We start from the raw sequence: 21,868 nt of genomic DNA, 5'->3' as shown, positions 1-21,868 counted from the left end.
TTTAAAACAAAACGTGACAATTCATAATAAATGTAGAAAACTAAATACGTTGTAAGTCACTTCAACAAAACCTATTTTAGTAACATGTTGTAATCTCATTCGTCTATTTTCTAGATTGCCTTATACACATTGATAATCTAGTTAATCAACTAATTATGAAAACAATCTCACTATCTAATGTAGCAATTATAGCAGGTTTTGGCCTTCTTTTAATGGTTTTAACAGTTCCATTTGCCGAATTTTATATTTTTCCAAAACTGATCAGTGAAAATTCTGAAAATACTGCAAACAATATTGTAACTAACAAAATGCTCTTTACAGTAAGCATTTTCCTTCATTTCATAACATTGATCTGTGATATTATTGTGGCTTGGGCTCTTTACGTTTTTCTTAAACCAGTTCAACAAAGCATTTCATTATTGACTGCTTGGTTTAGAATTATTTATACAGCAATGTATTTAGTTGCACTTGTTAATTTGATTAAGATATTGACTATAATTAACCATTCAGAAAATACAGAATTTGTAAACTTTTCTGATAATGTAGCGTTTTATATAAGTTCATTCAAACTAGAATGGTCGTTTGGACTCATGATCTTTGGTATCTATCTTTTTCTATTAGGTTATTTAGTATATAAAGCTATCTATATTCCTAAAATATTTGGAATATTATTGATAATAGCTGGTTTGGGATATTTGGTTCATACTTTAGGTGCCTTTTTATTTCCAGAAATTAATTTAGACTTCTTATTCTTTACCTTCTTTGGAGAGTTGGTTTTTATGGTTTGGCTTTTAGTTAAAGGAAGAAACATATCTACTAACTCCAGTTCCTAGGTAATGCCATTTTGGTAATGAGTACCTCGCTCCTAACATTTTGCAACCGATACCGTTCTAAATAATTTATAAAACTTTAAAATATAACCCTGTTCATATCATAAAAAAAGCGACTGTTTCTCAACAGTCGCTTTTTACCTTTAAAAATAAATTATTAATTATACATCGCATTCATAGCATCTATATCTCCATCAGATAAATTATCTCTTTGTGAGACCCAAGTAGATCCGTCCAATTTGGTCATTGTTGGTATAGACGTATCATATACCCATTCTGAACTATATCCAGATGAAGGATATAACATGATTGAATCAAAATCAAATACACCATCTCCTACACAATTTCCTACACATGGCTCAAACTGATACGTAGGTGAACCTGGTTTAATATTATCCCAGTTAATAATGATAAATTGCTCTGCATCTGGTCTTTTTTGCTCATGCTCTAAACCTACGGCATGTCCAATTTCATGAATCATACTACCAGCATTATAATACCTACTATCTAAGCTTATGATTTGTCTACCTCCATCACGACCAATACTTGTACTGTAAGCAACGCCACTCTTGTTACTTTGTACCTGGATATAATCACCATTATAATCATTAGCTACCTCAATAAAGGTAAATCCTAGATCATTCCCCCATGCAGCTGCTGCTGTTTGAAAATAATTTTTTGTAGCATTATTTGGTTTGTTTCGTCCTCTTGCATACGAATAATAAACAGTACGATTTGCCCAAGCATTACCATTATAAGTTCCTCTCTCTATCGGTTCTCCAGGCAACGTAAATTGACTTCTATTAAGAATAATATCTCCATCATACAAGTATCGCTCTTCATCTATTTGAAATAAGGTAACAGGTTTATCATTATATATCGCTTTAATTGATTCGCCTGTGGTTTCAATATGCGCGGGGAATCCAATAGTTGTTTCTAAATTTAGATTTTCTTCAAGAGTAATTTCATTCTCCGATTCACAACTAGTAAGAAATAGTCCAGCACAAAGAATAGCACTTAATGTGAATCCTGTAAATTTAATTTTCATCATAATAAAAAAAGTTTGGTTAGTAATAAATAATAGCTGCTTCATGTATTGAGCAGTTTATTTTTGGTATCTGTTTATTTATAGAGAATTATGATATGATCACTTCTTCTCACTGTATTGCAGCCAAGTCAGATTTCTATAGCTATTTTTTCCTGTTTTAGGAATCAATCCAACTGACTGTATCGAGTATAAATCAATATCATTTGCGACGCTATAGATTATGAGCTCCTGATATCTCTTTAAAAACACTTTTCAAATGTAATTAACAAGATTATTCCTACAAATAAGAGTTAGTACGTAATTTGCTATGCACTTATACGTACTAACACGTATAAGAGAAATTGAATGAGTTTGTATGCATTCACAAGGCTTTTGAAGATTCCATTACAACTGGTTATTTTTACAATTTTTAAATTAGATTAGATTTGTAAGAACTGTAATCATTCGTATAAGAACACACATGAGTCAATCATTAAATTTAAAATTTATTGAAGCTGATATTTATGAAAAAGAGATCCTCACTTTTCATATCCCACGTTCCAAGAAGTTACCAGATGATCATAAATACTTTGATAAAAGAATTATTTGGACATTAATAAAATGGGAGGACATAGAAGAATATCCATATAAAGCCATAGAAGAAGATGAAAAAAAAGGTATTCGTTATCAGGAAATACCTGAACAAATTATAACAGAAGTCCATGGGATTTCAAATACGATTATTGAAGAAGTTATTAATTTAGAAACATGCTTTGCTTTTACATATACCCCTAACGAAGGTGATAGATTAATAGTGACGAGTGAGTATACTTATGCAGAAATAAAAACAATCCAACAACCATACACCAGAGGGTTTGTATATATGTCATTTACATATAAAAATGAGTATTGGGAAATTGACACAGAAATATTAAAAAGAGTTATTAAAAACGCTACAAAAGGAATCGTTGAAGTAACAGAAATAAAATAAAAACTCCACGCCCTTAATTTACTAATCATACATCCGCTTTCGCGAAATATTACACCGAGCACTTCGATAAACTCAGTATAACCTCCACTCCCGATAGTGGCAGTTTGTAACTGATGCTCCCATAATTCCTACTCCCAAAACTTCACACCCACTACAACTCCAAGACACCCATAAACACAAAACTCAATTTTCAAGTCTACCTTAAAATGTAGTATCTTTTTGCGTGTAATACCTCATACACAAAATCTTGTACAAAACACCTGATTAAAAATGTCTTCCGAAAAATATAAAAAGATAGATAACCCTGATTATTTGAAGATCTATTCTTCAAATGATATTTTGGTATATCATCATGATAAATTACAAAATACGATCTATCACTATTATAAAAGTGGGGAATCAAAATCTATTGAATACAGGAGTAATTCTATATTTTTAGTACATACTAAAAAAGGAGCATCTATAAGTAATACATCAAATCAAAATGACATCAATCAATTCATAGAAAAAAACTACTTAGAGATTAATTCTGAAGATGATGATAACATAAGAGCGTTTACTTTTTCCTGGATAAAAGAAATAATGAAATCTGATCCAAAATACATCATACCAGTTTTAAACAATTTAATTAGCGCGAATGAAACTGGAATGAAAACGTATGCTATTCAATTTGCAGCAATACATCATATATCAGAGTGTGTAGAAACTATTTCTTTAGAATTAAATAATACTACTAAAACTGATATATATAGAGGCCCAAAATGGGATGATTATGAAACTCCAGAAATATTTACCGTTGATACTTTTTCTGAATTAGCCAAAAGTGCCATTGAGATGATAAAAACAAAGAACAACGATGCATAAAATAATACATTGTTAAATGCTTAATCCACTTAACACTCCTGCCAGTTCATAACAGATACTCTTTTTACAAGTCATTAAAACGCATCCCACTCGATAAAGGATAGATATTTAACTTCTTATATTTAGAAAGGCAAGGCGGAAAGTTCTGTATTCTTTGTCAGAAAAAAAGGTACAAAGAATACAAAACAACCACCCAATTTTTACCACTTACGACAGCCCAGAAATATAACTCCCATACAAGTCATTAAAACGCATTCCGTTAGACAACGGATACTTACTAAGTTTCTTATATTCCACAAGTGCCCATAATACGAATTCTTGCATAAAATACATATCTGCGGCGTCGGTATCAGGTTGGTATTTTTTAATAAGTGCAACTAAAGGCGTGATACTATCCAGTTTTGCTTTATACTCGGCATCAGAAAGATCATCCTCTAGGACAAACCCACTCTGTTCAAAGAACCATGAGAGCACCTCATCATACGGATCTTGATCCGTTTCTTTAGTGAGTTTCTCAATTTTAGGGAAGTAGTCATCAAAGAGTGATTTTGTTGCTTCTCCAATTAAGGTTTTCGCTACAAAATCAGCTCCCTCCTGCTCTCCTTCATAAACGAGTTCTACCTTTCCAGTAATTGCAGGCACAATCCCCATCAAATCGCCAAAACGAATCGATGTTTCTTTCTCCCTACTAATGAGCATACGACGCTCTGCCGTACTCATAAGATTCTCAAAAGCCGTAATACTCATACGTGCACTAATCCCGCTCTTCTCGTCTATAAACTCACTCTCACGCGCTACGAAGCTAATCTCTTCCAATAAATCCTTCACCAAATCTGGTACATGTACCTTCTCTTTCTGGCGTTCATCTAGACGCGCTTCCTGCTCTGTAATCGCTCTAGCAGTGGCTACATCTTCTGGATAATGCGTCAAGATTTGCGAACCAATACGATCCTTCAACGGCGTGACGATACTTCCACGGTTTGTATAATCTTCAGGGTTTGCAGTAAAGACAAATTGCATATCCAGAGGTAAACGCAGTTTGAAACCGCGAATTTGGATATCCCCTTCCTGTAAGATATTAAATAACGCTACTTGGATTCGTGCTTGTAAATCGGGTAACTCATTAATCACAAAAATACTACGATTGGCACGAGGAATCATCCCGTAATGTATCACACGATCATCAGCATAACTTAATTTTAAGTTGGCTGCTTTTATCGGATCTACATCTCCCACAATATCTGCTACTGTTACATCGGGTGTTGCGAGTTTTTCTGCAAAACGCTCTGAGCGATGTACCCAAGCAATAGGTGTATCATCTCCTTTTTCGGCAATGAGTTCTGTTGCGTAGCGAGAAATAGGATGTAACGGATCATCATTAATCTCCGATCCTTCTATAATCGGCATCCATTCATCCAGTAAATTTACCATCTGTCTGGCTAGACGCGTTTTTGCCTGTCCGCGTAATCCTAACAGATTGATATTATGGCGTGATAGTATTGCACGTTCCAATTCTGGAATCACCGTATTCTCATATCCGTGAATCCCCGTAAACGTAGGTTCTTTCTTTTGCAATTTTTCAATTAAATGCTCGCGAAGCTCTTCCTTAATACTTCGTGATGTCCAGTTGGATGCTTTTAATGCTCCTAGTGTTGTGATGTCTTTCATAGTTTCATTTTCATTCCCGTGAAGACGGGAATCTCATATATTCTATTCAAATCGGTCATTTCGGTACTATTTTCTTTCTGCCTTTCGGCGAAATCAAATCACTCAATATCCTTTGCTTTATTATTCTTTTTATTCTCAGTCATCTCGACGATAGGAGAGATCACACATCTAGCTCCACATTATGTGATTTCCTGTCTGCGACTGGCAGGCTCGTCACTCATTCTTCGCTCTGTCGAAATGACGTTGCTTTATTATTGTTTTCATTCTCACGAAAGTAGGAACCTCATCATCACTTACTCCTTACTGTCCTACGTCTTACGTCCTAAAGCGAAGCGGTCTTACTTCCATTTTGCGCAAGCAAAACTCTTTTAGTCTATATTCTATACTCTATTATCTATACTCTATTTAATCCGCTTCTTCCTATTTGTTTCGTAATCCTGAAAAATCATCTCTCCTAGTCCTTTTAAGCCAGTATAAAATGCTTTTCCTTGATTGGCTTCAGTGAAGTTATCTACAAACTGTTGTAAATACGGATCACTTGCGATCATAAACGTGGTAATGGGAATGTGTAATTTTCGCGCTTGACGCGCCTTCGTATAACATTTCCCTACGATATGTTGATCTAACCCATTCGGATTTTTATAATACCTCCCATCTTTAAGACGTAAACAACTCGGTTTCCCGTCAGTAATCATAAAGATTTGTTTGTTGGTATTACGTTGTCGACGCAAGATATCCATCGCTAGCTCCAGTCCAGCCACCGTATTGGTATGATACGGACCTACTTGAAGGTAAGGTAAATCCTTGATCTTAATGCGCCAGGCATCATTACCAAATACAATAATATCTAAGGTATCTTTTGGATAACGTGTTGTGATGAGTTGTGCCAGTGCCATCGCCACTTTCTTTGCTGGTGTGATTCGATCTTCGCCATACAGAATCATACTGTGTGAGATATCAATCATTAAAACCGTACTCATCTGTGCTTTAAAATGAGTCTCTTCGACCACTAGATCATTTTCGGTGAGGCTAAAATCTCCAACGCCATTATTGATCTGTGCATTGCGCAGGCTTTCGGTCATCGAGATGCGTTCTAAGGGATCGCCAAAACGATACCCGCGATAATCACCCGTATGCTCATCCCCTCGTCCACTCATTTTAGAGCGGTGATTCCCTTGGGCACTTTTCTTTAGTTTCCCAAAAATCTGATCCAAAGCGCGCTGGCGTATAGCGCGCTCTGTCTTCTCAGTAATGGCACCACCTTTTGTCCCATCAGGGCGTACTTCTTCTCGGATATATCCTTTATCTTTTAATTCTTGGACAAAATCGGCTAAGGTATAGTCTTCATTTGTAAGTTCATATTCTTTATCTAGTTGCTCCAGCCACTCCATCGCTTCATCAAAATCTCCCGATGTATGCGTGATTAACTCTTGGAAAATATCAAGCAGTTTATCAAATAACGACTGACTTTCTGCTTCGTAGGGTTTAAAGACAAACCCTTTTCGTATCTGTTCTTTTTTCATGCCATATAAAAATACGATAATTGTGTTAATTACGCTTTCGCGAAAGCGAACTTAACACCCCTTTAAGATTTTAGGCTTTCACATTTCCTTAACTTAGTCGATTCAATAAAAAATGGTTAGCAAATACTACCGTAACCAAGTAGTAATTCAAAAAATTAAGATGCTAACAGATACCATATATTAAATCAACCAAATGAAACACATTTTCTCACTCCTTTTCTTGTGCGTATGTACTCTTGCAAGCGCGCAAAAGCTCGACATGTCTGTTCTTCAAGACATGCAACCACGTAATATAGGCCCTGGCGGTATGTCTGGTCGTGTGACGGCTATAGATGTTGTAACCGATAATCCAGATGTGATGTACGTAGGTACTGCCTCTGGTGGTCTCTGGAAGTCTACTTCTGGCGGGATCAAATGGGATCCAGTTTTTGATAATGAATTGACGGCTTCTATTGGAGCAGTTGCGATCCAACAATCTAATCCTAGTGTAATTTGGGTAGGAACGGGAGAAGGAAATCCTCGGAACTCACTAAATGGTGGATTTGGTGTCTATAAATCACTTGACGGCGGAAAAACCTGGCAGTCTATGGGTCTTGAAAAAACAAGGCACATTCACCGTGTAATTATCGATCCTACAAATCCTGATATCGTGTATGTAGGTGCGATAGGATCTCCTTGGGGAATACATCCAGAACGTGGGGTATTTAAAACTACCGATGGCGGAAAGACATGGAACAAAATCTTGTTTGCAAATAATAAAACAGGGGTTGCCGATATGGTGATGGATCCTAGCAATCCTAATAAATTACTTGTTGCGATGTGGGAACACAAACGTGATCCTTGGTTTTTTAAGTCTGGAGGAGAAGGTTCTGGTTTACATATGACACACGATGGTGGAAAAACTTGGAAGAAATTATCTGATAAAGATGGGTTACCAAAAGGAGAGTTAGGTCGTATCGGAATCTCGATTGCGCCTAATAAGACAAATGTGATCTATGCACTGATCGAAGCAAAGAAGAATGCACTATATCGCTCTGACGATGGTGGGTTTAACTGGAAGAAAATAAATGACAAAACAGATATTGGGAATAGACCTTTTTACTATTCAGATATTCACGTAGATCCAGATAATGAAAATAGAGTGTTTTCTGTATTTACCTATGTAAATGTATCTGAAGATGGCGGAAAGAACTTCTCACAACTCATGGGAGCTTATGGGGTTAATAATGGAGTACATCCAGATCACCACGCTTGGTGGATTCATCCAGATAACGGTCAGTTTATGATCGACGGAAATGATGGAGGAATGAACATTACTAAAGATGGCGGTAAAACATGGCGTTTTATAGGAAACCTTCCTGTAGCGCAGTTTTATCATATTAATGTAGATAATGAGTTTCCATACAATGTATACGGAGGAATGCAAGATAATGGTAGTTGGAGAGGTCCTGCATACGTTTGGAAAGCACAAGGAATCCGTAATAGTTACTGGCAAGAAATTTCTTTTGGAGATGGATTTGATGTCATCCCAGATAAAGACGATAGCCGTTATGGGTGGAGTATGAGTCAGCAAGGGTTTGTAAGTCGTTATGACTGGCAAACTGGGAATAATTATGGGGTAAAACCAACACATCCAGATCCAGATGTATTCTTACGTTTTAACTGGAACTCGGCAATTAATATTGATCCATTTGACAATAACACGATTTATTTTGGAAGTCAGTTTGTACATAAATCAACAGATAAAGGGTTAACGTGGAAAGTGATTTCTCCAGACTTAACAACCAACGATCCTGAGAAGCAAAAACAATCAGAATCAGGAGGTCTTTCTATGGATGCAACGGGTGCAGAGAATCACACAACAATTCTTGTGATTGAGCCATCGCCATTAGAACGCAATATGTTCTGGGTAGGAACCGATGATGGTCGTGTACATTACACCACTAACGGTGGAAATAGCTACACAGAAGTCACCAATAATATTAAAGGATTACCCGCTGGAAGTTGGATTGTACAAATTAAAGCGAGTAATAAAAAACAAGGAGAGGCATTACTAATAGCAAACGATTACCGTCGTTTTAACTATATGCCATATGCATATCGTACGCGTAACTACGGAAAGACGTGGGAACGTATTGTAGATGGAAATGATGTACAGAGTTATACATTATCTATTGTAGAGGATATCGAAGAACCTAACTTATTGTTTTTAGGTACCGATGATGGTCTTTATATTTCGTTAGACGCTGGGTCTAGCTGGGAAAAATGGACCAAAGGATTTCCTACAACACCAGTAAAGGATTTAGTGATTCAGCCGAGAGAACATGATCTTGTGATTGGAACTTTCGGTCGTGCGGCTTGGGTTCTTGATGATATCAGACCATTACGTGCAATTGCAAAGGATAAGGGTACGCTTTCGCGAAAGCTACAACTCTTTCAACCTCCTACTGCATATCAAGCAGCCTACCAACAACCTACGGGAAGTCGTTTTGGGGGTGATGCATTATACAATGCTGAAAACAGAGGACGTGGTGCACATATTACATATTATGTAACCAAACAAGAAAAAAAGAAGTCTAAAGAGAAAGGTGAGGATAAAGAAGATGAAGCAAATGACTCAGAAGTAAAGAAAGTAACATGGGATTCTATCCATCTTAAAATTTATGATGGAGATAGACAAATACGTCACTTAAAATGGAAAACACCAGACAGCACAGGGATTCATAAAACAAGATGGTTTATGAACGAAGTTGGAGGAGATAGACCTTCTCGTACGATCCGTAAACGCAGAAATGAGCCAGGAGGTGTTGGAGTAAAACCAGGAACGTACAGACTTGAAATGAGTTATGGAGATCAGATGAGTGCCTCCACGATTACAGTGGCTTCAGATCCTAGATTAACGGTAGCACAAAAAGCAATTAATGATCGCTATACTGCTGGTAAAACACTAGAAGGATTGACACAAACTGCTGCCGATGCTGTAAAGCAACTGGTAGAAAGTAAAACGATTGCCGAGGATTATAAGAAAGTACTCAAGAAACTAGATAAGGATGCTCATAAAGAAGATCTTAAAACTATCGGAAAAATGGTAAAAAGTATTGATAAAGTAATTGCCTTATACTTAGGTACAGTAGACAAGCGTCAAGGGATTACACGTAATCCGGAAATCACTGCGATGCAACGTATAGGTTTAGCTAGGCGTTATGCAGGTAGTCGTCCTAATGGACTGACGGATACGGAAGACTTACTTATTCAGCAAGCAAAAGATGAGTTACAAAGTGCTCTGGACAAGACCAATACGTTCTTTACAGATGAATGGATACCTTTCCAAGCGAAGTTAGAAGCGCTGGATGTGAAGCCATTTAAAGAAATTAAGCGTTTTAATATGAATTAATAAAACGTCTTATATATAACCCCTCCATAACGGAGGGGTCTTTTTTAATAACTAACAATCTAATCGTATGAAAAAAGCAGTTTATCTCATAGCTGGTTGTGTTTTGATTCTTTTCTCATGTAAAGAACAAACACAAGAAGCTACGCCCCAAGAACGAACCATTGCTCAATACTCTATCGAGCAATTTATGGATAATGAAAGTGCAGGAGCCAATGGCTTTTCTGCCGATAAATCCAAGGTATTAATTACAAGCAATCGCTCAGGAATTATTAATATGTATTCTATTTCTGCAAAAGGAGGAGAACTCACTCCTATTACACAAAGTGATAGTAGCTCTGTTTATGGAATCTCTTATTTCCCTAAAGATGATCGTATCTTATTTAGAATGGACGGAAATGGTGATGAGATTTTTAAGCTGTTTGTAAAAGATGAAGAAGGCGTAAAAGCATTGACTCCACTTGAAGGTGTAAGAACTGCTTTTAGAGGATGGTCTAAAGATGGTAAAAGTTTCTTTTATGGAAGTAATGAGCGTGATCCTCAGTTTCTAGATCATTATGAAATGAACATCGATGATTTTACATCAAAAATGGTCTATAAAGTAGAAAGTAGCTTGGATTTTAATGCGATGAGTGATGATGGAAAATACATCACCTTATCTGAAGCGATTAATACTAATGATAGCAATCTATACATCGTAAACACAGAAACCAAAGAGCAAAAGAAAATCAACTCTGAACTAAGTAGTAATGGACACTTAGATTTTTCTCCTGACGGAAAAATGCTTTACTTTTCTACAGATTTAGGAGCCGAAAATACTTATGTAGCAAGCTATGATATTGCTACAGGTACTATAGAACGTGTTACCAATAATGAATGGCCAGTATTTAGTTATTACTTCACTCGTAACGGAAACTACAATGTGTTCTTTACAAATGACGATGCAAAAACAGTCATGAAAGTAACAGATGTTGCTTCTGGACAAACAATAGATTTTCCAGAAATAGATGGACAGTCTGTGGGTAGTGCTAGTTTTTCTAGAGATGAGTCTATGGCGTTATTACGCGTAGGAAATTCAGCTAAGCCTTCAAATATGTACTCTTATAATATGAAGACCAAAGAGTACCACCAATTAACAGATGTACTTAATAAAGATATCAATCCAGATGACCTTGTAGAAGGTGTTGTGGTACGATTCAAATCTTTTGACGGGGTAGAAGTTCCTGCTATCTATTATCAACCTAAGCAAGCAAATGCAAACAATAAAGTACCAGCATTAGTAATGGTACATGGTGGTCCTGGAGGGCAATCAAGACTTAATTTTAGTTCGCGTACGCAATATCTCGTAAATCAAGGATATGCCATTCTTGCAGTAAACAATAGAGGTAGTAGCGGATATGGAAAGACTTTTTATCAGATGGATAATCAAAATCATGGAGATAAAGATCTTAAAGATTGTGTTGCTGGTAAAGATTGGCTTGCTCAACAAGATGTTATTGATCCTGATAAAATAGGAATTATGGGTGGCTCTTATGGTGGTTTTATGACTATGGCAGCACTTACATATACTCCAGAAGAGTTTAAAGTTGGTGTGAACTATTTTGGTGTAACCAACTGGATTCGTACACTTAAAAGCATTCCACCATGGTGGGCGTCCTTTAAAGATGCGTTATATGACGAAATGGGAGACCCACATACTGCAGATTCTATTCGTCTGAGACAGATTTCTCCACTATTCCATACTGATAAAGTAACAAAACCATTACTCGTATTACAAGGAGCACAAGACCCAAGAGTACTACAAGTAGAAAGTGATGAGATTGTAGAAGGGGTTCGTAAAAATGGAGTGCCTGTTGAGTATGTTCTTTTTGAAGATGAAGGCCATGGTTTTGTTAAAAAAGAAAACCAGATGGAAGCATCAAAAAAAGTAAAAGAATTCTTAGATCAATACCTTAAAGGAGATCGCAATGCTTTAAAAGAAAACGATTTATAAAAAACAAATTAATCCAAAATAAGTGCTTTGATAATTAACCTATAGGGTTTATATTTATCAAAGCACTTTTACTATTTATATACAATGAAAAAATTACTATTACCTATCTTATTACTATTTATTAGTACACTTACAATACAAGCACAAGAAACAGGAGAAGATGATCTCGGGGCTTGGTATATGTTATTTACAAATCATCGAGTTTCTGAGAAGTTAAGTATCCACGCCGAAGTACAATATCGTAACTATGAGTTTGCAGATAATTTTAATCAATTATTATTACGTTCTGCTTTAAACTATCATATCTCAGATAAAGCCATGGCTTCTTTTGGATATGGATTTATTAGTACGGACCCTACTTTTGAAGAACCAGATGGAGAAAAAAATACTACAGAACACCGTATCTACCAACAGTTTGTACTACGTAACTCCGTAGGTAAATTTAAGTTCAGTCACAGATATCGTTTGGAACAACGTTTTATAGATAGTCCCCTTTCGGGAAATGATACGCAACATCGTGCCCGTTATTTTTTAAGGATTACGTATCCATTTAATGATAAATGGTTCTTAACTGCTTATGATGAAGTATTTATTAATTTACAGAATGATTTCTTCGGACAAAATCGTTTATATGGCGCTGTAGGGTACAATTTCTCTAAAAACTTGAGCACACAAGTTGGCTACCTTAAAAATGATTTTAGAGTAGATACCTTTGATCGTTTTCAGGTTGCCGTATTTATTAAAACTGATTTTAGAAAAAAGAAAGAAGAGGTTAAAGGTTAAAGGAAAAGCTAGATGACCAAATGTTATATGTCCTATAGTTCTTCATTACAAAAGTCTACCTTTATTCCTATGTTTTATACAATTGTCTCGTCTAAACATAAAACGAGTTTACAATCGTCTAAACTAGAGAAGCAAAAAATAACAAATGAGTCATACTACTTCTAATAAAATTCACTTATTTAAAGAGAAACAAGAGATTCATTGTGCTGAAGACAACACTATTTTAAAGGCAACATTAGCAGCACATATAAATCATGCGCATGCCTGCGGAGGGCAAGGAAAATGCTCTACTTGTCGGGTGAGTATTATGGAAGGAATTGAGAATTGCTATCCAAAAAATGAACTAGAACTTCTCATTGCAACGAAGCTAAACTTCCCCGAGGAAATCAGACTGGCTTGCCAAACAAAGCTAAAAGGTGATGTATTAATCCGAAGAATGGTATCAGACGAACTAGATATCGATCTTATCTCAGAACAATTTTCTGAAGACTCAGAAATTGCTTTAGGGCGGCAACAAAAGTTAGCGATTGTATTTACCGATATTGTAAATTATACCTCTTTTGCTGAAAAATTTCCTCCGTATGATATTGTACATGTACTCAATCGGTATTATCAAATGATGAATTCCATTATTAAAGACAATAAAGGAATTATTAGTGATGTAGCTGGTGATGGGATTTTAGCAGTATTTGGTATCGATGAAGATAGCGACAATGCTGTCTTGGATGCCATCCAGGCGATTGAAGGTATGAATCAGAAATTAGAAGATTTTAATGAATACCTCAAAGAGAATTTTAATACTCATTTTGGCATAAGAGCTGGAGTTCACTATGGAAATGTGATTGTAGGTCCCTTTGATACAGGTGCTATGAAAAAGCTAGCTATCATAGGTGATAACGTAAATTATGCCAGCCGTATTGAATCTGCCAATAAGGAATTTGGCACCAAACTCCTACTCTCAAAAGAAGCATACCAAAAAGTGGAGGAAGCATACCCGACCTGTAATGTCTTTGAAACTACTCTAAAAGGAAAGACAGGGCTTTATACATTGTATGAAATCTGTTAGTCATTTGTGATTACTGAGGTATGGTAGATGTTTTAAAACTCGCTTTCGCGAAAATGAAACAAAATATAAAAACTCGGCTCTATGTTAATTCGAAAATTAGCATTTTTTAGACACCATATTTCATACATAAGATTGTTGGCGAAAGTTCTATAGAGAAATTATTCTTTACTTTTGAATTTGAAAAAAAAGAGCTTCTAATTCATGAGTAATAAACAACCAACCAAGAAAACAGAATGGCATACCTGTATCAGTAGTTCTTCATGGCGTTGGGTCCAAAAAGCAATCATATTAACGATTTTTGCTTTAGTTGTAAATCATTTAGCAACGCGCAGTTTTCCAGGTGGTGAATCCTATAGATTCCCTATTGTAGGTTTTCTGTTTACCATTGTTTTATCTATTCTCGTCGGAATCATGGCGGATCTTAATTTTAAATTTTACAAAAAAAAACATTTCTCAAAAAAGGTGGAGACTTCTACCATCGTAAGGTTCATGGCTTCTACTTTAGGATATATTGCAATAATTTATATTCCTGTAAGTATTTTTATAGAAATAGTTGCAGGTGGACAGCTACAGTTCTATTATGTATTAATTGGTTTACTAATCACTTTATTAATATGTTTTATCCTCATCGTTTTATTGTATGCTCAAGACATATACAATTTATATAAGTTATCTATAAGAGATGCTGAAATTACTATTGAAAGTGGCGCGAAAATGACAAAGCTAACCTATGAAAATATTGCATGTTTTTATAGCGAAAACAAAATTGTGTATACTGTACAAAATGATGGCACTACAATTAATACTGATTTTACATTAAATGAGCTCGAAGAAAAAATAAACGATCAATTATTTTTTAGAGCTAATCGGCAAATCATCATTCATAAAGATACTGTAGACCTAATCGAAAAGATTGAAAATGGTAAGTTGCGTATTCGGTTAAAAGCTTTCATTAAAAATGATGCAATTGCCGAAATCAATATCAGTCGTTACAAGCGAAAAACATTTATGGATTGGTTTCAATAAAAGATGCCAAAAACTACCGACTATTCAGTTACTAATTACGACCATTCAGTAAAAGCATAAGTGTTTACGGGGGATTTCAGAGATTTTGTTCATTATTTCGTTTAGAATTTAAAATCAAAAAACAATGAACAAAATCACCTTACGACAAATATTAATTCCATTAATCACCATTTCAATCATCTGCTTTTTTTGGTTTGGACCATTCCGTATAACCATAGAAAATATCATTATTTCTATATTAATCATTATAGCAAGCTATATAGAATATAAAGAAAAACCATTTTCTGCACTTGGATTTCAACGTGAAAAGTTCACATTTAAAAACATTTTCGTACTTGCTCCATTAGTGGCACTAGGGCTCTTTATTTTTTATGTCTTCCTATTGGTTCCTGGGATTACAGAACTCACAGAAACTCCTATAGATTATTCAAGTTTTGATCAATTAAAAGGAAATCTTCCAGCCTTTTTAATTACTTTATTATTAGTATGGGCTACTGCGGGATTTGGTGAAGAAATAATCTTTCGTGGTTATTTTATGCGACAATTTGTAAAATTCTTTGGGGAAAGCAAAGTCAGTATTGTGCTTAACATTGTCCTAATTACTGGTTTTTTTGGCTTTATGCATAGCTATCAAGGAATTACTGGACAACTTGTTACTTGGATTGTTGGAGCACTCTTAGCCCTGATATTCTACTTGCGTAAATACGATTTGTGGTTTATTATAGCCGTACATGGTTTTTTTAACACCATAGCTTTAACTTGTATTTACTTTGATTTTGTGTAACGATACCAAGTAATAATACGAACACCTTGAGTGTACTCAATAAAATGTTCCTTTTTGGAACTATACTTTGTTATAAAAATAAAACAGAACAATGGCCATGCCCGATGAGTTTATAGGGTTTAGACAAAATAGTTGTGCTGAATCTAACTCGAAAAATAATTGAGATAATTACAATTGGAGCGTTTCATACTTTAACCAATACCGTATATACTTTATAGCTATTACTTGCTTATTTACGAATATATTTATTATCATTTTATATGCTTTTAATTTACTATATTTTAGTGCGTGAAATTCGCTACAAAACATATACAAATCCGTTGTAAATATTAAAAAAAAATAGAAGTACATAAATAACTAACTTTAATACTACAAATCATTGTAGCATTCACCGTTTTCCCACAGCTCATCGAGATGTTTTAAGTTGGTTATTAATCAATAGTATAACAAAACATAATTATGAACACAACCAAATCGTATAGCCTAACATTGGAGGAGGATCAATTCCTACATGATTATGCTACTTTTAGAGCAGCTACTTCTCAAAATTTTACATATAATAAAAACAACTATCCTGCAGTATACCTGGATGGCAATCAGTATGCATATTTAAACATCACTTCCAATAAGAGCCAACTTACCTTGATTATAAACCTTGAGTTTTATTATGTATATGGCTTCAAGATTGACAATCAATATTTCGCCTATGAAGGAGAAGCTTTTGATTCCTTGAACCAAGCTGGTTTTACGATTCCAAAAGCAAATAAAATCCCTTACGGTGATGCCTATTATCAAATTGGCACCTATACACAAATTGATAGTGTTTGTCAGGAATCAGTTACTTTGGCAGCCCTACAAAATTCCATAGATCAAGTTGTTGATTTGACCATTGATTGGACGGATAAAAATGAAGATTTGCTTCGCCTATTTTGGTGTTTGGTTGAAGGAATTCGCTTTAGCGAAATATCAACTATTGTGCACGAACTTATTGCAGGTAACTCGTACAATACCACTTTTGCTTATTTCTATTATATGGCCGAACGTTGGGCTGAGCTATCCGTCGGAGCTGCTTATTCAGGCAAAGTAGATAAAAGTATTGCAGTGTATGAATTGCATCGACTTCAACCTTACACGAAATAGGTTGATCCTGTACGTATAAAGTAGAAATTCAATAAAAATCCCGAATGGAAAAATTTAGTGAATGGGAAATGGATTGAATTAGAATAAATAAGATACAGTGAATGAAAAATAATAGTCCTGCCCTTCTATATCAACAAAACGAGACACCACAGGAGCTTGTCTATAAGGATCTGTAATACTTCGGTAGTATCTAAACTGCGCTAATATTTTTTCGTTATACTCGACACTTAATCCGACGGCACCAAAAATATTAAAAGAGACTTTCTCATTCTCATCATCAAAACGCAAAAATCTTGGTTCTAATAATAATGGTTCAAGAATGTGACCTTCATCAGAATCATTTACAAGTTCAAAGCTGTGTAACAAATGAAACGAAGGTCCAGCCTGAACGCCAAATTTAAAATCATCAAGGAGGAGGTAATTGTAGTTGAAAATTATAGGTACAGAAAAATCAACGAGATTAAAAGGAATATCTTCCTGAGGGCTTAGCTCATCTTCCTTACCTACTAATTTTACACGGTGTTGATTATAATTGATTTCCATAATCAAACTAGATCTATCAGAAAATTCAGCAGTTCCAATAAGACCTACAGTAAATCCTGTTCCCGATTTTGAGAAAAGAAGATTTGTATCTGTCACATAGTTTGTCACTCCTATAGTCACTCCAAACCTACCATCAAAAATACCATTTGCAGAATTATTATTAAAGAATTGAGACAACGCTATTTGAGTACTAAAAAGTACAACAACACATAAAATAATTTTTCGCATAGATTGATTTTACTGGGCGCAAATATATAGAAATGTTATATTTGCGCTCAATTTTTACTATGAAAAAAGCTATACTTTATCTAATTGCTATTATATCAATAAGTTGCGAAATCGAAAATATTGACCCTCTTGCACCTATAATGGTAACAGATGAACCTACTAACATTCAAGCAAACTCTGCCGTACTTGGTGGTTTTGTATTAGGAGAAGGTGGGAAAGCAATTACGGAGTATGGTTTGGTACTTGGATTGTCTAACCCTCCAACGGTTCAAGATGTAAAAATTCAAGTAGGCACAGGTATTGGTTTTTTCTCAGACACCTACGATATCTTAACACCGAGTACAACATACTATTATAGCACGTATGGTATTAATGAAGTAGGAATTGGCTATGGACAGGTTTTTCAATTTACTACAGATCCAGCACCATCTTGTGATCCACAACAAGAAAACTCGATCAATACAGGATTTGGTACAATTTCAATTAATACAGTTTCCTTAGATGATCCAAGTGGTTTTAACGATGGTAATCTTGAATTTGAAACAAGCACTTTTAGTTCTACATTACGAATTAAAGTTCGCTTTAATGAGATAGATGCAAACCTACCACTTACAGGAGCCTATACAACCGTAAATTCGTACGATAATCAATCGATCAGATCTAACGGAGAAGTGATCATACTTATAGAAGATTTTGGTATAGGGAGTCAAGGTGGAGGTACTTCCCCTATTGATGAAACTTTATTTATTGAAAACGATGGTAACACGGTCACTTTCATCTTTTGCGATCTATCAGTAGGTAGTGTTTATAACCTCAATGGTAAATTTTCATATCCTAATTAATATAGATAGAGTTGTTTAAAATGTTATAAAATAGAACTTTAGAAGTGTATTGACGTGATAAATTCATCTCACTAACAGGGGAGATTGCACATCAAATTCCAAACTTCTGCTATTCCTTCTATATTCTTTTTTCCGCTTTCGCGAAAGCGAAACAAGAATCAAAAGAATCAGGAATCAAGACTAATACTTAATCAAAAACCTCTCATAATATCAAAATAATGATTGTAGTCATCTCGACTACAGGAGAGATCACACGTCTAGTTAAGATCATATGATAAATACTCAATATGATGCTATTTCCTGCTTGCGGTAGGCAGGCTCGTCGCTCATACCTCACTCTATCGAAATGACTGAGACAAAAATCTTGAGTCATAAGTCTAGAGGGAAACATCACATAATAAATGACAACAAAGTAGAAATAACTAAATTTATTGATTGGGCGACCTCTAATGATAGTAGGATGAAGAATTTAGCAAAAGAGCTAAAAAGTAAACTACAAGTTAAAAACAAAATATAAAATTCGGTTCTATATTTATCTGAAAAATTAGTGTCTTTTTACACTTCATTATTTTTTACATTCAATCTCCCTTCCTAATCCCCAACACCTTCCAATACGAGATACAACGCCATACCCATTCTAAAGGACCAAACTTAAAGAACTGTAACCAGAGCTTACTAAGTAATACTTGCACCATAAATACAACAATAGCGAGTCCTATCGTTTGCGAAGGTGATAAGGTTTGATACCAGTGTAATCCAATAGAAGAAAAAATAAACAGCCCTATAGCACTTTGTAATAAATAATTAGTGAGTGCCATACGTCCTGCGTATTGTAATGGACTTAGTATTTTTTTCCAAAATCTATATTGGTATAGATATACAATCAACCAAACATAAAACAATGCCATCAAGGTATCACAGATATGCATGAGATAGATAAAAGTGTCTCTCCAAAAGGGTGCTTTCCAAATAGCCGTTTCCCATAAAAAGAACAAAAAGAATACTCTATATATATTAGACAATACAGCAATCCATAAAACGGGTTTCTTAATTTGCTGTATCCACTTATCAATATCTTGTAACCATCCCTTCTTCCCTATCGTGAGTCCTAAAATAAACATTGCAAAAGCGATAGGCATTAATGATAGGAATAATACGGCTACATTGCTTTTATATTCTTGTATGCGTAATCCCATACCATCTCTATACGAACCTTCTCTAATAACTTGTACGATATCATCTGGTTTATAGTTTGCCAAATAGGACTCAGGTTGATATCCAGTGGTAGAAAGCACCCACTCAAAAATGGTATTATAGAAAGGAAAAAGGAATATACATCCTGCTAATAACAATAAATTTTTAGGTTTCCATCGTATTAAGAAAAGAATACACAATCCTAAGAGTGCATAAAGGTGAATCACATCACCTGACCATAAAAAAAGAATATGCCCAATTCCAAACAGAAACAAGGCACCCATGCGGCGATAAAAAAACGTCATCGATATCCCCTTTCGCTTTAAGCTTAAAAATTGAATACTGATTCCTACGCCAAATAGGAAAGAGAAAATAGGGAAGAATTTTCCATAAAAGAAAAATTGTTGTACTCGTACAGCAAGACGATCTATAGGAGTTGTCCATTGTTGTGAGAATGTATCTTGATTCATAAAGACACAATTCATAATCTCTGCATTCACCATAAAAATACCAAACAATGCAAATCCTCTAAGAATGTCTAGTACTGCTATTCGTTTTGATATAGGGTATATGCTTGCTTCTTTTTCTACGGACATCGATACTGTTAAAATGGTATTCAAAAATACAATTTAGAAATGGGAATATTTGTAACTTAACGCACCGAAAAACGTTAGGAATATTACAGAAAACCGACTTAGAGTACCATCAAAACAAATCAATTTCATGAAATCAAGCAAATTAACATTCACAAATAAAGAAGGGAAATCCTTATCAGCACGATTGGATCTTCCTGCAAATCAAAACCCTCATAATTTTGCCATTTTTGCACATTGTTTTACCTGTAGTAAAGATTTTAGTGCAGTACGTAATGTGAGTCGTGCACTAGCATCAGAAGGTTTTGGGGTATTACGTTTTGACTTTATGGGTCTAGGAGGTAGTGATGGTGATTTTGCCGATACGAATTTTTCTAGCAATGTAACCGACCTTATTAGTGCGTCTGAGTTTCTTGCAAAAGAATATAAAGCACCTTCGCTTATTGTTGGGCATTCTTTAGGTGGTGCCGCTGCCATTTTTGCAGGGGGGCAAATAGATAGTGTCCTAGCTGTGGCGACTATAGGAGCTCCTAGTAATCCAAAGCATGTACAAAAACAATTAGGTAGCAAACTAGATGTAATTAAGCAAGAAGGACAGGCTAATGTAACACTTGCCGGACGTGATTTTACGTTTAAGAAACAATTTATAGATGATCTAGAGTCTAGCTCTTGTGTAACGGCTGCTCGTCATTTACATAAAGCATTATTGATTTTACATTCGCCTCAAGATGCTACTGTTTCTATTAAGAATGCAGAAGAGATTTATCACGCAGCGCATCACCCAAAAAGTTTTGTTACTCTGGATGGTTCTGAACATTTATTAATTGATAAGAAAAATGCTTCTTATGTTGGTAAAATTGTAGCAGGATGGGCAGCACGATATATTCCAGCTCCAGAAGAAGAAACAATTACAAGTACATACCAAGTAGCTGCAAGTCTAGATGATGAAGATGTGTTTACCACGCAACTTAAACTAGGAAATCATTATATGAAGGCTGACGAACCGCCAAGTATAGGTGGTAACGATTATGGACCTACACCTTATGAATTGCTAGCTGGATCATTATCTGCTTGTACAGCAATGACCATACAAATGTATGCTAGACGTAAAGGGTGGAAAATAGACAATGTAGAGGTACATACAAGTTACTCTAAATCGTACCCTCAAGATTGTCAAGCTTGTGAAGACGATCCAACAGCAAAAATAGACACCTTTACAAGAGTCGTAAAACTGACTGCCGATACACTAGACGAAAAACAGAAAGCACGTATCATGCAAATTGCAGATAAATGTCCTGTACATAAAACATTACACAACGAGACACAAGTGATTAGTCTGTCAGAATAAATAGCTATATATTTTTACATCTAGCTATATACAT

At 35.2% G+C, this 21,868-nt stretch carries 17 protein-coding genes; 12 read left to right on the top strand and 5 right to left on the bottom strand.

All coding sequences use genetic code 11. From position 1 onward, the window contains the following. Nucleotides 1-155: 155 nt before the first annotated feature. Nucleotides 156-833, top strand: coding sequence for a DUF4386 domain-containing protein (locus tag ABJD27_RS03965; RefSeq protein WP_348170735.1), 678 nt, complete (start codon nt 156-158; stop codon nt 831-833). 154 nt (nt 834-987) lie between these two features. Here ABJD27_RS03965 and ABJD27_RS03960 read toward each other — a convergent pair whose 3' ends face one another. Further along, nucleotides 988-1,881, bottom strand: coding sequence for a M12 family metallopeptidase (locus tag ABJD27_RS03960; RefSeq protein ID WP_348170738.1), 894 nt, complete (start codon nt 1,879-1,881; stop codon nt 988-990). A gap of 457 nt (nt 1,882-2,338) precedes the next feature. Here ABJD27_RS03960 and ABJD27_RS03955 point away from each other — a divergent pair, with 457 nt between their 5' ends. Continuing rightward, on the top strand, nt 2,339-2,848 hold the full coding sequence (locus ABJD27_RS03955; RefSeq protein ID WP_348170741.1) for a hypothetical protein: 510 nt from the start codon (nt 2,339-2,341) through the stop codon (nt 2,846-2,848). A gap of 270 nt (nt 2,849-3,118) precedes the next feature. Beyond that, complete coding sequence (locus ABJD27_RS03950; protein ID WP_348170744.1) at nt 3,119-3,712, top strand: hypothetical protein; 594 nt, start codon at nt 3,119-3,121, stop codon at nt 3,710-3,712. Nucleotides 3,713-3,919: 207 nt separating this feature from the next. Here ABJD27_RS03950 and ABJD27_RS03945 read toward each other — a convergent pair whose 3' ends face one another. Both ABJD27_RS03945 and ABJD27_RS03940 read right to left on the bottom strand, forming a co-directional pair. After that, nucleotides 3,920-5,380, bottom strand: a complete 1,461-nt coding sequence (locus ABJD27_RS03945; RefSeq protein ID WP_348170747.1) for a magnesium chelatase — start codon at nt 5,378-5,380, stop codon at nt 3,920-3,922. 401 nt (nt 5,381-5,781) lie between these two features. Further along, a complete protein-coding gene (locus tag ABJD27_RS03940) occupies nt 5,782-6,903 on the bottom strand; it encodes a VWA domain-containing protein (protein ID WP_348170750.1) in 1,122 nt (373 codons plus the stop codon). A 193-nt stretch (nt 6,904-7,096) separates the two neighbouring features. On the opposite strand from ABJD27_RS03940, the gene ABJD27_RS03935 reads away from it, so the two are divergent. From ABJD27_RS03935 to ABJD27_RS03905, 7 genes are all read left to right on the top strand, one after another. Continuing rightward, nucleotides 7,097-10,297, top strand: a complete 3,201-nt coding sequence (locus tag ABJD27_RS03935) for a hypothetical protein (RefSeq protein WP_348170753.1) — start codon at nt 7,097-7,099, stop codon at nt 10,295-10,297. Nucleotides 10,298-10,364: 67 nt separating this feature from the next. Then, nucleotides 10,365-12,287, top strand: a complete 1,923-nt coding sequence (locus tag ABJD27_RS03930; protein WP_348170755.1) for a S9 family peptidase — start codon at nt 10,365-10,367, stop codon at nt 12,285-12,287. A gap of 84 nt (nt 12,288-12,371) precedes the next feature. Then, nucleotides 12,372-13,070 carry a DUF2490 domain-containing protein gene (locus ABJD27_RS03925; RefSeq protein WP_348170758.1) on the top strand — a complete coding sequence of 233 codons (699 nt, stop codon included), beginning with the start codon at nt 12,372-12,374 and terminating at the stop codon, nt 13,068-13,070. 145 nt (nt 13,071-13,215) lie between these two features. Next, nucleotides 13,216-14,136 carry an adenylate/guanylate cyclase domain-containing protein gene (locus ABJD27_RS03920; protein ID WP_348170761.1) on the top strand — a complete coding sequence of 307 codons (921 nt, stop codon included), beginning with the start codon at nt 13,216-13,218 and terminating at the stop codon, nt 14,134-14,136. A gap of 201 nt (nt 14,137-14,337) precedes the next feature. Further along, complete coding sequence (locus tag ABJD27_RS03915) at nt 14,338-15,162, top strand: LytTR family DNA-binding domain-containing protein (protein WP_348170764.1); 825 nt, start codon at nt 14,338-14,340, stop codon at nt 15,160-15,162. Nucleotides 15,163-15,286: 124 nt separating this feature from the next. Beyond that, entirely contained in the window at nt 15,287-15,946 is a 660-nt protein-coding gene (locus ABJD27_RS03910; protein ID WP_348170767.1) for a CPBP family intramembrane glutamic endopeptidase, read from the top strand. 459 nt (nt 15,947-16,405) lie between these two features. After that, on the top strand, nt 16,406-17,086 hold the full coding sequence (locus ABJD27_RS03905) for a ribosome-inactivating family protein (protein WP_348170770.1): 681 nt from the start codon (nt 16,406-16,408) through the stop codon (nt 17,084-17,086). A gap of 78 nt (nt 17,087-17,164) precedes the next feature. Here the strand turns inward: ABJD27_RS03905 and ABJD27_RS03900 are convergent, their stop codons facing one another. Beyond that, a complete protein-coding gene (locus ABJD27_RS03900) occupies nt 17,165-17,857 on the bottom strand; it encodes a porin family protein (protein WP_348170773.1) in 693 nt (230 codons plus the stop codon). A 59-nt stretch (nt 17,858-17,916) separates the two neighbouring features. On the opposite strand from ABJD27_RS03900, the gene ABJD27_RS03895 reads away from it, so the two are divergent. After that, nucleotides 17,917-18,699 carry a hypothetical protein gene (locus tag ABJD27_RS03895; protein ID WP_348170775.1) on the top strand — a complete coding sequence of 261 codons (783 nt, stop codon included), beginning with the start codon at nt 17,917-17,919 and terminating at the stop codon, nt 18,697-18,699. 578 nt (nt 18,700-19,277) lie between these two features. On the opposite strand, the gene ABJD27_RS03890 is transcribed toward ABJD27_RS03895, so the two are convergent. Next, on the bottom strand, nt 19,278-20,513 hold the full coding sequence (locus ABJD27_RS03890; protein ID WP_348170778.1) for a DUF418 domain-containing protein: 1,236 nt from the start codon (nt 20,511-20,513) through the stop codon (nt 19,278-19,280). 103 nt (nt 20,514-20,616) lie between these two features. Here ABJD27_RS03890 and ABJD27_RS03885 point away from each other — a divergent pair, with 103 nt between their 5' ends. Continuing rightward, nucleotides 20,617-21,834, top strand: coding sequence for a bifunctional alpha/beta hydrolase/OsmC family protein (locus tag ABJD27_RS03885; protein WP_348170781.1), 1,218 nt, complete (start codon nt 20,617-20,619; stop codon nt 21,832-21,834). The last annotated feature ends 34 nt before the right edge of the window (nt 21,835-21,868 follow it).

It is taken from the genome of Dokdonia sp., from assembly GCF_039945015.1.
GTDB lineage: Bacteria > Bacteroidota > Bacteroidia > Flavobacteriales > Flavobacteriaceae > Dokdonia.
Note: the sequence above shows the minus strand (reverse complement) of the source record. Positions and strands in the feature narration are given on the sequence as shown.